Source organism: Kaistia sp. MMO-174 (genome assembly GCF_037147815.1).
GTDB classification, from domain to species: domain Bacteria; phylum Pseudomonadota; class Alphaproteobacteria; order Rhizobiales; family Kaistiaceae; genus Kaistia; species Kaistia nematophila.
This window is the reverse complement of the sequence record NZ_JBBCUO010000001.1, coordinates 733265-748661: the sequence shown is the minus strand read 5'-3', so window position 1 is coordinate 748661 and position 15397 is coordinate 733265. Positions and strand designations below refer to the sequence as shown.

Here is a 15397-nt window from a genome sequence, read left to right as displayed (position 1 = left end):
AGCGGGCGAGGGCTTTCTGGCTTGCGCCTGTTCCTGATCGCCATGGACCTTCGGAGAAAACCGGACGGGCGCGTCCCCTCGCCCGCTTGCGGGAGAGGCTTGCTTGCCCTAGCCCGCCAGCACGCGGGTCGCCGGGAAGGTCACGCGGATCAGCGTGCCCTGGCCGACGGCGCTGTCGATCTGGAAAGCGGCGCGATTGGCTTCCACCAGCGCCTTGGTCAACGGCAGGCCGAGGCCGGTGCCGTCGCTGCGATGCTTGGCCGAGGTCGCGACCTGGCGGAACGGCATCAGCGCCGTCTCGACGTCCTTCTCCGACATGCCGATGCCGGTGTCGCGGATGCGCAGCGTCACCTCGCCGCGTTCCTCGAGCGCGGTCGAGACGATCACCTGGCCGCCGGCCAGCGTGAACTTGACCGCATTCGAAACCAGGTTCAGCACGATCTGCCGGATCGAGCGCGGATCGGCGACGATGCTCGGCACGAGGCTCGAAAGGCTGGTGCGGATGATGATGCGCTCGCGATTGGCCTGCGGCTGCATCATCGCCACGCATTCCATCACGATGTCGTTGAGCGCCACCGCCTCGAAATTCAGGTCGAGCTTGCCGGCCTCGATCTTGGAGAGATCGAGCAGGTCGTTCAGCAGGCTCATCAGATGCGCGCCGGAGACATGGATGTCGCGCAGATATTCCTTGTAGCGCTCGGTGCCGATCGGGCCGAAGCGCTCCTCCATCATCACTTCCGAGAAGCCGATGATGGCGTTCAGCGGCGTACGGATCTCGTGGCTGACCTTGGCGAGGAAATCCGACTTCTGCATCGACGCCGTCTCGGCGGCGCGCCGGGCGTTGATCAGCTCTTCCTCGGCGTTCTTCCACTGGGTGATGTCGCGCAGCACGGCGCAGAACTTGCCCGTCTCGCCGAGCCGGCCCATCGTCATGAACAGCGGGATGAGGCCGCCCTGCGGCACGCGGCCGATGACCTCGCGGCCGTCGTTCAGCACGCTGGCGACACCGTTCTGGGCCAGCCCCTCGAGATAGTCGAGCGCCGACTTGCGGCTCTCCTCGGCGAGCAGATGCGTGAAAGGCAGGCCGGCCACATGGGCGGAATCGACGCCGAACAGCGCCTCGGCGCTGCGGTTGATGCGAACAATGCTGCCATCGGCATCGACGACGGCGACGCCGTCGGTCGCCGTATCGAGGATCGCTTCCAACTCGGCGATCTTCTGGCCGGCGGCGGCGAGATCCTCGACGAGCTGGCCATCCTGGACGGCCCGCGGCGCGACGACCGGTGCCTCGTTCAGCGGCTGCGGCTCGACAGCAGCGGGCTCGGCGGCGACTTCCACCACCGGCTCCGGCAACGGCGCCGCGGACGCGGCGACCGGCTCGTCAGGCAAGGCTTCCGGCTCGACCGCCGGCGGCGGCTCGGTCGGTGCCACCTCGTCGTTCGGCTCGGCTGCGGCCTCAGCCGGCATCTCCGGCGCCGCGGGGACGGGCGCCTCGGGCGGCAGGACAGACGGCGGCGCCTCGGCGACCGGCGTCTCGCTGGCAGGCGGCATCCCGACATCCGGCGTCTTCTCGGCCGGCTCCGCCGGCCGCGAAGCCGGGACCTGCGTGTCCTCCACCTTGGCGCCGAGCGCCACGGCGATGCGCCGGAACGCGTCCTGCTCCGGCATGCTCAACCGCTCCGCCTCGGCCGCGCTGACGGGGGGACGCGGCAGGCGCACGACATTCGACGGCTCGGTGCCAGTGGGGCGGGCCGGCGAAGCGGCAGGCGCGGATGCGCCGGGAGTTTTGGGAACGGAAGCCGGCGGCTCGCGCCGCGTCTCGACCGGACGGATGACGCCAAAGCCGCGATAGCCCTCGAAGGCGCGATCACGCGAAAAGGCCGGCAACGCGGCCAGATCGACGGGCACCCGCTGGTCCATGCCATCGACAGGCCAGCTCAGCGTCGCGCCGCTCCAGGTGTCGCGCCGGGCGATCAGGGCGGCGATGGCCCCCTGCGGATCGAGGCCGCGCTCGGCGGCGACCTGGGCCCAGGCGACGCCGACGATCGCGGCTGATTTCGGCCCTACCACCATCGCGAAATCGGGCGAGACGAAGCTGAAGCGGCTGTCGGCGTCCATCTGGAAGACAAAGCGGACGGGACGGGACGGCGGCACGAACTGAAAGCGCCCCTCCGCCTCGACCGGCGCGGACGGCGGCTCGGCGGCAGCTTCGGTCGCGGCTTCGACCGGCGCCGGCACCTCGGCTTCTGCCTGCGGCTCGGGCTCGGGCTCGGGCTCGGGCTCGGGCTCGGGCTCGGGCTCGGGCTCGGGCTCGGAAACATCGACCGGTTCGGCCGGCGTGGCGACCGCCGTTTCGCTTACCGCCTCGACGATATCCGCCATCGACCGGGCGCGCTCGACCGGCGGCTGAGCCGTCTCGGGTCCGATCGGTGCGGATTCGGCGGCCGGCTCAGGTTCGGCAACGGCAACCGGCACCGGCACGATCGCCGGCGGCTCGCAGGGCGCTTCCGCCTCGACCGGTGCAGACGCGGAGGCCGGGAGTTCCACCAGCGGCGGTTCGACGGCCGGCAGAGGTTCCAGCTGGACCCGCTCGGCCGGGCCAACGATCAGCAGATGGTAGCGGCGACCATCCTCCTCGAAGCGGGCGACGCCGGCGGGGCGGCGCACGGTGTCGATGCGGATGACGCGTTTCACCAGCCGCTCGTCGCCGCGATCGATGCCGGCGACCAGCGCCTCGATGGCGCTCTCCGCCGCCGTCAGGGCATCCAGCCCGCCGGAGGCGGCGACCACATCGCCGGCGGCATCGAGAATGGCGACCAGGCAATCCTCTGAGACGACCGCGTCGGTCAGCCGCTCGGCGCGCTCGACGAGCGAGGCGGCGCCGCCGCGCGGCGCTTCGAGCGCGATGCGGACGGCGCTCGTCTTGTCGGCGAGCGCGATGCGCGTGCAGCTGGCGGCGAGGCTCTGCAGCCGGCCGCCGGTCGCGAAGCTGATGCGCTCGATCCGCGCCGCGCCCATGGGCAGCGCCCGGGCGAAGCGGGCGATCTGGCCGGTCGAGGGCAGCGTGTCCGAGAAGCGGCGTTCGAGCAGGCGGTCGAGCTCGCTGGCGCCGAAAAAGGCGGCGCCGGCGGCGTTGGCCCAGAGCACGCGGCGACCGTCCGCTGCCCAGACGAAGCTCGGCTGCGCGGACAGCAATGCCGGTCCGACGGTCGGCAGCGCCGACAGGTCGAGATAGGCAAGATCGCGTCCACTCATACAGAAGTCACTTTTCCCGCCATCCCGGCGTTCTGACCATCGCCCCGCGCAGCTTCCCGTTCAAGCCGCTTTCGCGCATCCCGTTCCCGCATCCCGGCTGCCGCCGCCCCATCGCGTCGCGGCAAGGGGGCGCCTTGTCCAGAGACAAGCTAATATAGGGCCTCCCCTGCCCGGTCCACGCCGTGGCGGCCGCGCTCCCTTATCTCTTCCATCCCTTGGTTAATGTGTTGCTTGCGTCTTCCATCAAATCTGAGCCAGGCGGAAGCATTCGCTGCAGGCTCGCCTTGCGTCGCTCCCCGCAGGGGCTATTGTTGTCTTGCCTCAACATGGGAGATGGCAATGGCTGACAAAACCGCGTTCGAAATCCCCGAGCAGATGCGCGCCTTTGCCGACAAGAGCGTCGATCAGGCCAAGAAGGCCTTCGACGATTTCATGACCGCCACGGTGAAGGCCGTCGAGAAGTCCGAAACCTCCGCAAAGACGCTGCAATCCGGCGCCCGCGACGTCAATCGCCAGGCGCTCGCCTTCCTGGAAGCGAACATGGCCGCCTCCTTCGATTTCGCGCAGAAGCTGGTGCGCGCGCGGACGGTCGAGGAACTCGGCCAGATCCAGCAGGACTTCCTGAAGAACCAGGTCGAGACGGTGCAGAGCCAGGGCCAGCATATGGCCGAGACGCTGGGCAAGGCGGCAAGCGACGTCCAGCAGCAGGCGAAGAAATAGGCTGCCGGACCGGCAGATTGATAGTGAAAGCGGCAGATTCGGATCGTCTCTGCCCAGTCTTTTTGCGCGCCCATGCGGCGCGCCCCTCCTAACGGACTGAAATCGCTCTGGAATTGTGCGTTGCAATAAATTGTTGCGCCGCACAATTCGTTGACGTATGGTCACAACAAGTCGATCGGGGTTGCCACGGACCCAATAACAGGATCCAGGCGCAGGCTCCGCGACGGCCATGGAGCCCGTAGGAGACTTTCAGTTCATGTCCGATACCATTTCCGCCTCCCCCAAGAGCAGCAAGTCCAGCGCCAAGTCGAGCAAGGCTTTCGAGGCGCCGTTCGAGGCGTTCAGCTTCGCCGTGCCGAACGTCGAGGTTCCGGCCGCCTTCCGCGACATGGCCGAGAAGGCCGTCAGCGGCTCGAAGGATGCCTATGCCAAGCTGAAGAGCGCTGCCGAAGAGGCGACCGAAGCGCTCGAGGACAGCTATGAGACCACCCGCACAGGGCTCGTCGCCCTCGGCCACAAGTCGCTCGACAACGCCAAGACCCATTCCGACGCCACCTTCGCCTTCGTTCGCGATTTCCTGAGCGTCAAGTCGTTCGCCGAGGCGATGGAACTGCAGGCGTCTTTCGCTCGCAAGCAGTTCGACACGCTGACGGAACAGACCCGCGACCTGCAGGAATTCACGCAGAAGCTGGCCACCGACGCCTCGCGCCCGGTCAAGCAGGGCGTCGAGAAGGCGCTCAAGGGCTTCCAGCCGAACTGAGCCGCGTCCGTCGCGGCTGCCTCGGTTCGCGGCAGGAGCGACGGATGGCGGAATCCCACTGGAATGATGACGGCCCGATCGAAAATCGGGCCGTTTTTGCACAGCGGAAAACCTCCTGCGGATAAGTCCGAATCCGCACTTGAAACCTTCGAACTTTGGTTCTAGGTTCCGCTCGCTTTTGGCAGGCAGTTGTAGCTCAGTTGGTTAGAGCGTCGGATTGTGGCTCCGAAGGTCGGTGGTTCGAGCCCACCCAACTGTACCAAAGCACCCTCCCCCAAACTTCGATATTCCCCTGCCCGGAATAGGGACGACAAGTCCTCAGGTTAGCGGCCTGCTGCGGCTACATGTGCGGTCTTGGTGCGCGCCAAGGCGCCGAAGCGATGGGCTCTGCTGCTCGGAGGGGGACGCATGTCCCGCTCGAATTGCGCGATAGAAAGCGAAACGTTCAAGGTCATCCACATCCTCGAAGAATTCGTCTTCGACTGGCGCCACTGGGCCAGCGCGTCATCAAGCGTCCGGTCGAGTGGTGGATTTCCATGTCACCAACGGCGTCGTGGTGGCGCTCGGCATCGCCCAAGCGGCCGTGCCCCGAGCTTTCCGATCGCGCCGCTGATACGCGTCGCTGATGGCGATCAACGCCATCTCCTTTCACGCCCTGCCATTCTTCGCGACGCGAGGGCACTTCTCGCCGGGGTTGTTCGCGGCAGTCGTTCCTTTCCTGGCGATGGCCTGGGCGGTCGGGCGCAAGGCGGTCGAGACGAGACAAGCTAGGGGCGCGACAGCGGCCTATCGACCGTCGTTGCGCGACGACATCGGACAGGACTTACCACTTTCGGACTTGAACTCCCGCGCCCGCAGCTTGGTTTGATGATCGGCGATGCCCGCCGCGCCATCTGCATGGATGCCGCGATAGTAGAACTTCTGCCACTTATCGGCCGGCGCCGCTGGCGGCTCCTGCGCCATCTTGCGGTGGAAGGCATCGCGCGACCGGCTCCAGGACTCGAACTGCTCCTTCAGGCCAGCCTCGTCCTCGATCGAGGCGAAGCGTGGCTCGGTCATCTCGATCGCGGCCCGCTCGACCGGGAAGACATGGCAAAACGGCTCGTTCTCCTCGAACCGTACGGGATGGTGGGGACGCGTGAAGCGCCAGTTCATCGTGAAGGTGAACGAAGACCAATCAGTCTCGACCACGCCGGAGAGGGGGGAAATACCGTCCTTGGCGCTGTTCACGGGACCGCCGACCCACAGATTCCAGCCGGGGGAGGTCCTCAGGATCCCGGCGATATGGAAGGTCAGCACGCCCTGGCCGAAGAGCCCGACCGGACGTTCATGCGGCAGGCTGCCGGGATGCGCCCGCACAATGACGTCGCCGGGGGCCATGCCTCCGTTCCAGACGGCCTCGAAGCTGCAGGGCGACAGAATCTCCCACCCATGCGAATTGGCGATCGCGAGCGGCAGGCAACGATAGGCGAAGGCCTCCGGCGTGGCGTCCATCCAGCCGCGCCGCGATGAAGCCGCGCGAATGCGCGGCTTCCAGCCTGGATAGAGATAGCAGGTCAGTTCCATTGGCAGCTCTCGTTTGGCGCGGTTCCGGCGGGCGAGAGAGGGGCGCTCTCGCCCGCCAGGGTCAGAAGCCGACCTTCAGGGATACGCTTCCCGATGCGGATGCGTCTTCGGACTGTCCCAGCGCGCCATGCAACGACACCGTGAGCACCGCGTTTGCGCCGATGCGCTGGTCGAGATCCGCGCCGACACGGGCCCAGTCGCTGGAGACTTTCTGGCCGGGCGTCGCGAAGGTGCCGAGACCGCCGAGAATCTCGCCGGTGACCGGCGGGCCGTCGCCATCGAAACGATGCACCCATTCGCCATTGACGCGCAGTTCCGTCCGCTTGGCGAGCGCGACCTTCACCGAGGTGCCGATGCGGCTTTCCCTGGCCGTCTGGCTATATTCGTCGATCGAGACAGGGAAGCCGCCGCCGCTTTCGGTATAGGCATCGACCGTGCCGCGGCCCTGCGTGTAGGCGGCATAGGGCGACAGATAGAACTGCCCCCACTGCACCGCATTGAGCCAATCGACGCGCGCGCGAACCGCCCAGCTGCGGGCATCCGGGCTGCCTGTGCTGGTGTCGACATCGGCGCCATTCAGGTAGTTGCGCGAGATATCGGTGTTCCAGTTTCCGGCATAGCCGGAAAGGCTGGCGACGACCGAGGTTCCGGGAATGGTGTAGTCGGCCTCGCCGTAGAAATAGTAGCCGTCGATCCGGCTGCTGCCGCCGAAGGCAAGATCCTGGTCGACCCGGGACAGGCCGAAGCTTCCGCCAATCCGGAAATCACCGACATCGGCGCAGGCGCCAAGCTCCCCGACATACTGATTGGCGTCCCCGTCATTCAGGCGGGAGAGATCCCCCGTGATCCAGAAGCAGCGATTCGAGCTGAGCCCGTTGTCCGCCAGGATGCGATGATGCGCGCCCCACAGGCTCAGGTTGGACATGGCGCTGACCGTCGAGAGCGGCGCTGCAAGACTGGCCAGGCTCTCGATGTAGTCGTCCAGGCCGATCACGCCGGTGCCGGGGGGAGTCGGTGTCGGGGTGGGGGTCGGCGTTGGAGTCGGAGTGGGCGTAGGCGTAGGCGTAGGCGTAGGCGTGGGCGTGGGCGTGGGCGTAGGCGTCGGATTGGGCGTCGGGGTGGGCGTGGGCGTCGGTGTCGGCGTGGGCGTCGGTGTCGGCGTCGGCGTCGGAGTGGGGGTCGGGGTCGGAGTGGGAGTTGGCGTTGTTGCTACGCGAGCGATGTAGCGCTGCGTCGATCCGTTGATCTGACCATTGCCGAACACGACGTTGCCGGTATCGTCGACACCGTCGGCGGAGGTGAACTTGTCGGTTCCCGTCGACACACCATTCGCCGACAGCCAGTCGCCGACCGATTGCATACCGCCGGTCTCGGTCCAGCGGAATCCGACGACACCGTCGCCCGTTCGGTCGGCGCTGCCGACGACGACGCTGCCGTCGGCATTGATGCCGCTTGCGGCGCTGTACGTGCCGCCAGAGAAGTAGCCGAGCCCGACCATGCCGCTACCGGCGGTCCAGCGGAACGCCTCCTGGGCGCCGGCTGCCGACATCGAGACGCCGGCGACGACGGCGCCGTCGGCCGAGACGCCGAGGGCCCGGCTGCGGGCCGTGGCGGCTTCGTGAGCGGCGAGGACGCCCAAACCGACCATGCCGGTGGACGACGTCCATCGGAAAGCCTCTTCCGTGTGGGCCGATGCGCCGCCATACCCGACAATGACGCTGCCGTCGCTCGATGCGGCCCGCGCCATGCTGGAGAGGAACCCTCCGCCTTGCAGGTCCTGGGCGGCGCCGTCATCCACCCATCGCACGGCGTGATAGACGCCCGCGCCGGGATAGGCGGACAGGATACTGGTTCCGGCGACGACATGGCCGTCGCCGGACACGGCATAGGCGATGCTGGAACGCGGAGTCAGAAGCGCGTCGGGCTGTGGCTCCAGGTCCGCGAGTTGCGTCCGCACGCCATTGCGCCAGACCTGGGCCTTGTTGTGCGAATAGGGATCCACGGAGGTGTAGCCAACGACCACCGTGCCATCTTCGGATACACCGTAGGCATAACCGACATCGTCGCCGGCAGGCATGGAAAGCTCGGTCTTGCCGGTCGCCGTGAAGGTGTAGGGGCGATAGCTGTAGACGCCCGTGCGCACAATGCCGGCAACCGTGTTGCCGTCACCCGAGATGTCGAGATAGGCGACGCCGAGATTGTTGGCCGGCAGGGGGCCGGGTATGTCGCTCAATGGCAGCACGCTGCCGCCGGCGTACACCGCTCGCGATCCGAGCAGGGAGACGACCGCGACGGAAATCAGGAATTTCGATCTGCAGAGCATGAGCCATCCTCAAGGTCAATCAGCGCAAGGGCCTTCAACCGCGCCCAGCGGCCGGCCAGTGGATCCAGTTTTTGAGGTGACGTTGCTCGCCGCGCCGCCGCCCGGCATGCCAGCCCGGCAACCGGTAAAGCGCCTTGCCGAGTGATTTCCGGCATCCCCCAAAGGCAAGACTGCCTGAGGCGCCTCTACCTGGCAGCCCCCGTTCAGGGGGGCGAAGACGGCCCAATCGTCGGTGAATGCAGGCATCCTTATGCGGCATTGGCATTCGCGGCACTGTCGACCAGGTCAGCCGAACCCGCGCCGAACCGCCTCGAGGGCCGCTTCCGGCCCATGTCGAGATGCGCAGCCGCCGGTAGATCATACCGATGTGACAAGGAGAGTTCGCCGCGGTCGAGCCGGCGCGCAGGATGCCGATGAGCAGGTCGGCTTCCTCGTCCTTCAGCAGATAGCCTCGCGCCGGCTGCTAGGGCCTCAGGCGCGTCGCCCGTAGGTTTCTGGCCGATGCGAAGTCGTCCCGCACGACAGCCGCCGGGTGGGGCGCTTCAAGACGGTCGCCCCGGCCGAAGAGCTTCTGCCGGAACGTGCCTTCCCGATAGCCCGTCTTGTAGAGGCCGCGGTTCTGCAGTTCCGGCACGACCAGGTCGATGAAGTCACGGAAGCCGGAATCGAGGACGGCATAGGATAGGTTGAAGCCGTCCACGCCGGTGTCGGCCGCCCAGCTGGCCAGTTCGTCCGCGACCTCGCTTGGACTACCGACGGAGGCAGGACTGAGCCCGCCGATGCCGCACCAGTCGGCGATCTCGCCGGCGGTCCATTTTCGGGAAGGATCGGCCGAACTCATCGCCTCGACGGCAGTCCGGATCGCCTCGCTTTCGACGTGCTCGAACACGTCGTCCGGGGCGAAGCGGCTGAAATCGACGCCGGTCCAACCCGACATCAGCACCAGCGCCCCTTCGCGCGACGCATGGCGGCGATACTCCGCATGCTTGTCGCGCGCCTCGGCGCTCGTCGGCGCGGTGATGACCGTGTGCTCGGCAATGATCGCAATCGACGCCGGGTCCCGGCCGGCATCGGCAAAGGCCTGTCGCAGCTTGCGCACGCTGCCGGCAAGCACCGTCTTGGACGGGGCGCCGACGAAGACGCATTCGGCATTCCGGGCCGCAAAGCGCCTGCCGACCGACGAAGCGCCTGCCTGGAACAGGAGCGGCGTGCGCTGTGGCGAGGGAGCGACGAGGTGCGGTCCCTGCACCCGGAAATGGCGGCCGGCATGATCGACCGGATGGATGCGGGCAGGATCGGCATAAAGGCCGCGCGCCCTGTCGGCAACCACGGCATCCTCCTCCCAACTCGCCTCCCAGAGCTTGTAGCAGAGCTCGAGATACTCATCGGCGATCTCGTAACGCTCCTCATGCGTCAGCTGGCGGTCGAGCCCGAAATTGCGTGCGGCGCTGTCCGAGGAGGAGGTGACGACGTTCCAGCCGATCCGGCCATTGGTCAGGTGATCGAGGGTCGAAAGCCGTCGCGCCAAGGCGAAGGGCGGCTCGTAGGAGGTCGAGAGCGTGATGCCGAAACCAAGATGCCGTGTCGCATGGGCCATCGCCGAAACCAAGAGCAGCGGATCGTTGCGCGGGATCTGGACCGCATGGGCGAAGGCCGGCCCGGGCGATCCCTCGAACACGTCGTAGTGTCCGTAGGCATCAGCGATGAACAGCCCGTCGAACAGCCCGCGCTCGAGAAGCTCTGCCAAACGCACCCAGAAGCCGATCGTGCCGAAATCGACCGATATGTCGTCCGGATGGGTCCAGAGCCCCGGCGAGAGATGGCCGGGGCTGTTCATGATGAAGGCGTTCAGGATCAATTCGGACATGTCATTGCCTTTCCGCTGCCGCGGAGCTCGCCATCGGGCGAAATTCAAGACGCAAGCCCCATCGGGCTCGCCGGACGGAAGAGCCCGTCAGGCGCCGGCTGGCGTGCCGATCTGCCACTGCTCGGGCGGCGGCGTGCCATTGACCGCATAGTCGCCGACGATGCGGTCCTTGTAGATGCGCGGGTTGTGGGAGGAGAGCGTGCGCGCATTGCGCCAATGACGGTCGAGTGCGAGCCCCTTGCGGGTAGCCGAGGCCCCAACGGCATCAAACAACACCGTCGCCGCGTCGAGGATGAGGCTGGAGACGACCGGCAGGGCCTGCGATGTTTCCAACTCCGCGATATCGACGGCGCGACGGTAGGCTTCCGCATCGCCTGCAAGCCTCGCCTCGAAAGCCCGATCGAGGCTTCGGGCCACCTGCAGCACGATGGCACCGGCGGAATAGGCAGCGCCGCGCGTGCGACCGACGACCTGCAGGACCTGCGGATCAGTTCGGGGCTGGGACGATGGGGCATTGGAATAGGAACGGCGGCGCGTCGACACCAGGGTGCCGACATCGCGAACGATGGCGCGACCGATGCCGGCGAGCGTGGCGAGATGCACGAGCTGGTAGTAAGCCGGCGAATATTCAAAGCGTCCCGCCTCGACGACGAAGTCCTCGTCCGCGACGTCGACGTCGACGAATGTCGCCGTGCCGCTCGCCGTCCCGATCTGGCCGAAGCCGTCCCAGTCGTCCACGACCGAGACGCCCGGTGCCTGGCGGCGCACGGAAACGGCGACGGTCTCGCCGTCCGCCTCGCGCGTGGCGCCGACGTCGATCCAGTCCGCGAACAGCGAGCCGGTGGTATAGAATTTGGCGCCATTCAGAAAATGGCGCCCGTTCCGCTCCGCAAGGCGCGTAGAAAAGCCGAACTGCGGCGCGTCGCCGACTTCGGTCCAGGCACTGCCGACCGTTTCGTCCCTCGCGATCCGCCCAGCCCAGAGCGCCCGCCGCTCCCCATGCGGCAGACCGACGATGTCCTCGACGAAGCCGAGATGGGCGCGCAGGGCCTGCGTCACGTTGGAATCAGCCTCGGAGAGCTCGATCAGCAGCGCGAACTGCTCGGAGAGGCGAAGACCGAGCCCGCCCTCCTCCACCGGGAGGCGAGCGCGCGCAAAGCCAGCCTCCTTGAGCCAGAGGATCGGCTCGGCAGGCCGCCCCTGCGCGACCTCGCGCGCGGCGGCGCCGTCCGCGATGCGGGCAAATACGGGGCGGAAGCGTCCGGCGATCCCGTCATATTCCTGGCTCGGCCCCTCACCCCAGGCCAGCTCGATCTGTGTCATGTCGCATGTTCTCCGAAGGCTTGGCAGGCTGGTCAGGACCGCAATCGCTGGACGCCGTAGCTCAAGGCAAGGCACAGGAAGATGGCGATGCCCGAACCCAGTTGCTGCCAGTAGAAATCCCAGCCGATGAGCAGCAGCCCGTTGGCGATGATGGCGAGGAAAAGCACGCCGGCGAGTGTGCCCGGCACGCTCGGCGCGCGTGCCTTGCTGACCGTCGTGCCGATATAGACGGCGCCTATGGCGTTCATCAGGAAGGCATTGCCCGAGAAGGGCATGTAGGCACTGACATTCGCCGACAGGAAGATTCCGGCGGTGCCCGCGATAACGGCCGAGAGCACATAGACCGTCGCAAGCGTCGCGCGCACCGGCAGGCCGGAATAATGAGCGAGCTGCGGTTCGACGCCGATCGCTGCGCTACGGCGCCCAAACCGCGTGCGGTCGAGCAGCAGATAGACGAGGAGGCTCAACGCCAAAACCGCCAGCACGGGGATCGGCACGCCGACGACGCTCCCCCGCGCCAGGACCGGCAGGGCCGGTGGCACGCTCTTGAACGAGATATAGACCGGGTTCCCGCCGCCCGTCGCGAGTTGCTGCACGGAATGGCCGATGAACAGGGTGCCAAGCGTCGCGAGGAAGGGAGGGATGCCGAGGCCTGCGATGAGCAGGGCATTGAAGAGCCCACTGCATGCCGCTGCCGCGAGCGCGGCGAGGATGGCGAACGGAACGTCGGCGCCGAGGACGATCGCCGAGACAAAAGCCAGGCTCGCGAGATCGATCGCCGTCGCGACCGAGAGGTCGATGCCGCCGCTATGCACCGCAAGCGTCGTGGCGATGGCCGCGATCGCGAGCAGCGCGAAATTGTTGACCAGGATGCCGCGCAGGTTCGAAAGCTGGATGAAGCCGGGCGCGAGCAGCGTAAAGAAAAGGAAGGCGACGACGACGGCGAGGATCAGGCCGAAGCGCGAAAACCGCGCCAGGCGGGCCGTCTCTCCCCGCGTGGGCGAAACCAGAACTCCGAGGACGCTCATGTCCGGGGCCTCACGGTCGTGGCGGCGACAACAAGCAGCGTCAGCACCCCTTGAATACCGCTGACCCAGTAGCTCGATACGTTGAGCAACTGGAAGCCGTTGGTCAGCATGCCGATGAAGAGGCTTGCGGCGAGCGTCCCGGCGATGGTCGGCACGAGACGGCGCGAAAACACCACGCCCAGAAACGTCGCCGCGATGATCGGCAGCAGCATCTCGTCGGCCCCTTTCGAGCTGGCGCCGAGAAAGCTGACTGAAAACAGGCCTCCGAGCGCTCCAAAAAGGCCGCTCGCAACATAGGAGCCGCCAATGTAGAGCGGGACGCGTAGGCCCGCGGCACGCGCGGCCAGCGGATTGCCGCCGACCGCCTGCATGTTGAGACCGAGGGTCGTGTAGCGCGTGACGAGCACCAGCGTCACAGCCGTCGCGAAGAGCGCATGGGCGAGCATCGGGAAACCGAAGGCGTCCGTCCCGCCGAGAAACCGCGTCAGCGAGCTATCGACGAGAATGGTCGCGCTCTTGGTCACCAGTTGCTCCAGGCCGACCGCGATGGTCATGCCAGCCAACGTGGCGAGCAGCGGCAACATGCGGAGCCAAACAACGGAAACGGCATTCAGCAGGCCGATGCCCAGGCCGGCCGCGAGCGCGGCCCCGATGGCGATCCCTTCCGGTTGCCCGGTCCGGACAAGCGTCGCGTAGACCGCGGCAGCGAGGCCCATAGTCGCGGCCAGCGACAGGTCGATGCCGCCGGCCAGCGCGTTGTCTCCGCCGACAATGACCACGATGGTGAGACCGAAGGCGAGAACGCCGAGCACCGACGATTGCGAGACGATGGCGAGCAGGTTTCCCGGCGACAGGAACAGTGGCGACTGGATCGCGAAGACGACGAAGATCGCGGCGAAGAGGACGAGCGCGCCGGCGCGGAGGATCGCCGGCAACAGCGCGCCAATTTCGCTGCGCTCCCAGGCGCGCGCCTTGGGAGACGCTTCAGTGGTGATGGATGTCATGAGCTTCTTCCGGACGGCCGCCGACGACGGCCGCTAGCAATGCCGAGGGAGAGACGGTCTCGGATCGCGCGTCCAGCGCCACTGCGCCGCGATGCAGGACGACGACGCGATCGGCGAGTCCCCTCACCTCGTCGAGATCCGATGAGACGACGATGAGCGAATGCCCGGCATCGGCGAGACCGCGGAGCAGACGGTAGATTTCCGCCTTGGCCGCGACGTCGATGCCGACGGTCGGCTCGTCGAGGACGTAAAGGGAGGCCTCCCGGCAGAGCCACTTGGCGATGGCGACCTTCTGCTGGTTGCCACCGCTGAGGCTTCCTGCCGGCACCGTCTCGTCGGGCGCCTTGATGCTGAGCGAGGCAATGAAGCCCCTCGCCCGCTTGGTCTCGGCATCGCGGCGCATGAAGCCGAAACGGCTGAAGCGCTCGAGGCTCGCCAGCACGATGTTCTCGCGCAGCGAGAGCGGCAGCCCGACGCCCTGGGTGCGACGATCCTCCGGCACGAGCGCGAGACCGGCGGCGAGCGCATCGCGCGGCGTGCGCGGCGCGTAGGCCGCGCCGTCGATCTCCATGACGCCGTCATCGGCGGCGTCGAGGCCGAAGAGCACCCGCGTGAATTCCTTGATGCCGGAGCCGATCAGCCCGGTCACGCCGACGATCTCCCCCTTGCGAACGACGAGGTCGACATCGCGGAAGCCGGACCGTCGTCCAAGCCCCCGGGCGACGAAGAACGGCGCGCCGGCCTTCTCCCCGCGCGCGGGAAAGAGCGAGCCTATGTCGCTCCCGATCATCGGCCCGGTCATATGCTCGATGCTGGCCGTCCCGGCATTCAGGATGGCGACGTCGCGGCCATTGCGCAGCACCGTGATGCGATCGCAGATCTCCTTTATCTCGCGGAGATAGTGGGAGATGTAGACGACGGTGATGCCGTCCTGCCGCATGGCTTCGATGCCGCGGAAAAGACTCTCCACCTCCCGACGGGCGAGTGCGGCGGTCGGTTCGTCGAGGACGACGATATGTGGGCCGAGCAACAAGGTGCGCGTGATGTGAACTACCTGCTGTTCGGCGGTCGTCAGGTCCCGCAACAGCCTGTTCTTCGGCAGGCATACGCCAAAATAGCGCTCGATGAGCTCATCCGCCCTGCGCCGCAGGGCGCGGCGGTTGACCGTGACACCATTGGTCGAGGCAGCGGGCGTCGCGTAGAAAAGCGCTTCCTCAACGGTGAAGGAAGGGATCGTCATTCGATCCTGATAGATGACGCCGATGCCGCGCGTCAGCACTTCGGCGGGCGTCAGCCCCTCCACGGCCTCGCCGCGGATTTTGATCTCCCCGGCGTCTGCGCGTTCGAGGCCGGAGAGAATCTTGATCATGGTCGACTTGCCGGCGCCGTTCTGGCCGATAAGGCCATGGACCTCGCCTCGCCGCACCGAGAGATTGGCGCCGTCCAGCGCCCGCACGGGGCCGTATTGCTTGACGAGGCCTGCCAGCTCAAGCGCCAGATCATCGGAACGCGTATTCAAGAATCTTCACTCGAAGAACAGGGCCGTCGACG

Annotated in this window: 10 protein-coding genes and 1 tRNA gene; 3 read left to right on the top strand and 8 right to left on the bottom strand. The window is 66.9% G+C overall.

Annotation, left to right across the window (positions count from 1 at the left end; genetic code table 11):
- Positions 1 to 108 precede the first annotated feature (108 nt).
- Positions 109 to 3255, bottom strand: coding sequence for an ATP-binding protein (locus WFK98_RS03215; RefSeq protein WP_336799259.1), 3147 nt, complete (start codon positions 3253 to 3255; stop codon positions 109 to 111).
- 339 nt (positions 3256 to 3594) lie between these two features.
- On the opposite strand from WFK98_RS03215, the gene WFK98_RS03210 reads away from it, so the two are divergent.
- The 3 genes from WFK98_RS03210 to WFK98_RS03200 all read left to right on the top strand — a co-directional run bounded on the left by WFK98_RS03210 (position 3595) and on the right by WFK98_RS03200 (position 4997).
- Positions 3595 to 3975, top strand: a complete 381-nt coding sequence (locus WFK98_RS03210) for a phasin family protein (protein ID WP_266339702.1) — start codon at positions 3595 to 3597, stop codon at positions 3973 to 3975.
- A 256-nt stretch (positions 3976 to 4231) separates the two neighbouring features.
- The gene (locus WFK98_RS03205; RefSeq protein ID WP_266339701.1) at positions 4232 to 4735 is read left to right on the top strand and encodes a phasin; all 504 of its coding nucleotides are present in this window, start codon (positions 4232 to 4234) and stop codon (positions 4733 to 4735) included.
- A 185-nt stretch (positions 4736 to 4920) separates the two neighbouring features.
- Positions 4921 to 4997, top strand: a tRNA-His gene (locus WFK98_RS03200).
- A gap of 524 nt (positions 4998 to 5521) precedes the next feature.
- Here WFK98_RS03200 and WFK98_RS03195 read toward each other — a convergent pair.
- The 7 genes from WFK98_RS03195 to WFK98_RS03165 all read right to left on the bottom strand — a co-directional run bounded on the left by WFK98_RS03195 (position 5522) and on the right by WFK98_RS03165 (position 15365).
- Positions 5522 to 6301 (bottom strand): DUF6065 family protein, encoded by a 780-nt coding sequence (locus WFK98_RS03195; RefSeq protein ID WP_336799258.1) that lies wholly within the window; start codon positions 6299 to 6301, stop codon positions 5522 to 5524.
- A 61-nt stretch (positions 6302 to 6362) separates the two neighbouring features.
- Positions 6363 to 8624: an autotransporter domain-containing protein gene (locus WFK98_RS03190; protein ID WP_336799257.1), complete on the bottom strand. Its 2262-nt coding sequence runs from the start codon at positions 8622 to 8624 to the stop codon at positions 6363 to 6365.
- Positions 8625 to 9087: 463 nt separating this feature from the next.
- A complete protein-coding gene (locus WFK98_RS03185; RefSeq protein ID WP_336799256.1) occupies positions 9088 to 10491 on the bottom strand; it encodes an LLM class flavin-dependent oxidoreductase in 1404 nt (467 codons plus the stop codon).
- An 87-nt stretch (positions 10492 to 10578) separates the two neighbouring features.
- Positions 10579 to 11814, bottom strand: coding sequence for a monooxygenase (locus tag WFK98_RS03180; RefSeq protein ID WP_336799255.1), 1236 nt, complete (start codon positions 11812 to 11814; stop codon positions 10579 to 10581).
- Between the two features lie 32 nt (positions 11815 to 11846).
- Positions 11847 to 12842 (bottom strand): ABC transporter permease, encoded by a 996-nt coding sequence (locus WFK98_RS03175; RefSeq protein ID WP_336799254.1) that lies wholly within the window; start codon positions 12840 to 12842, stop codon positions 11847 to 11849.
- Positions 12839 to 13846 carry an ABC transporter permease gene (locus WFK98_RS03170; RefSeq protein ID WP_336799253.1) on the bottom strand — a complete coding sequence of 336 codons (1008 nt, stop codon included), beginning with the start codon at positions 13844 to 13846 and terminating at the stop codon, positions 12839 to 12841. Before WFK98_RS03170 ends, WFK98_RS03175 begins: the two co-directional genes overlap by 4 nt.
- Entirely contained in the window at positions 13827 to 15365 is a 1539-nt protein-coding gene (locus WFK98_RS03165; RefSeq protein ID WP_336799252.1) for a sugar ABC transporter ATP-binding protein, read from the bottom strand. Before WFK98_RS03165 ends, WFK98_RS03170 begins: the two co-directional genes overlap by 20 nt.
- Between the last annotated feature and the right edge of the window lie 32 nt (positions 15366 to 15397).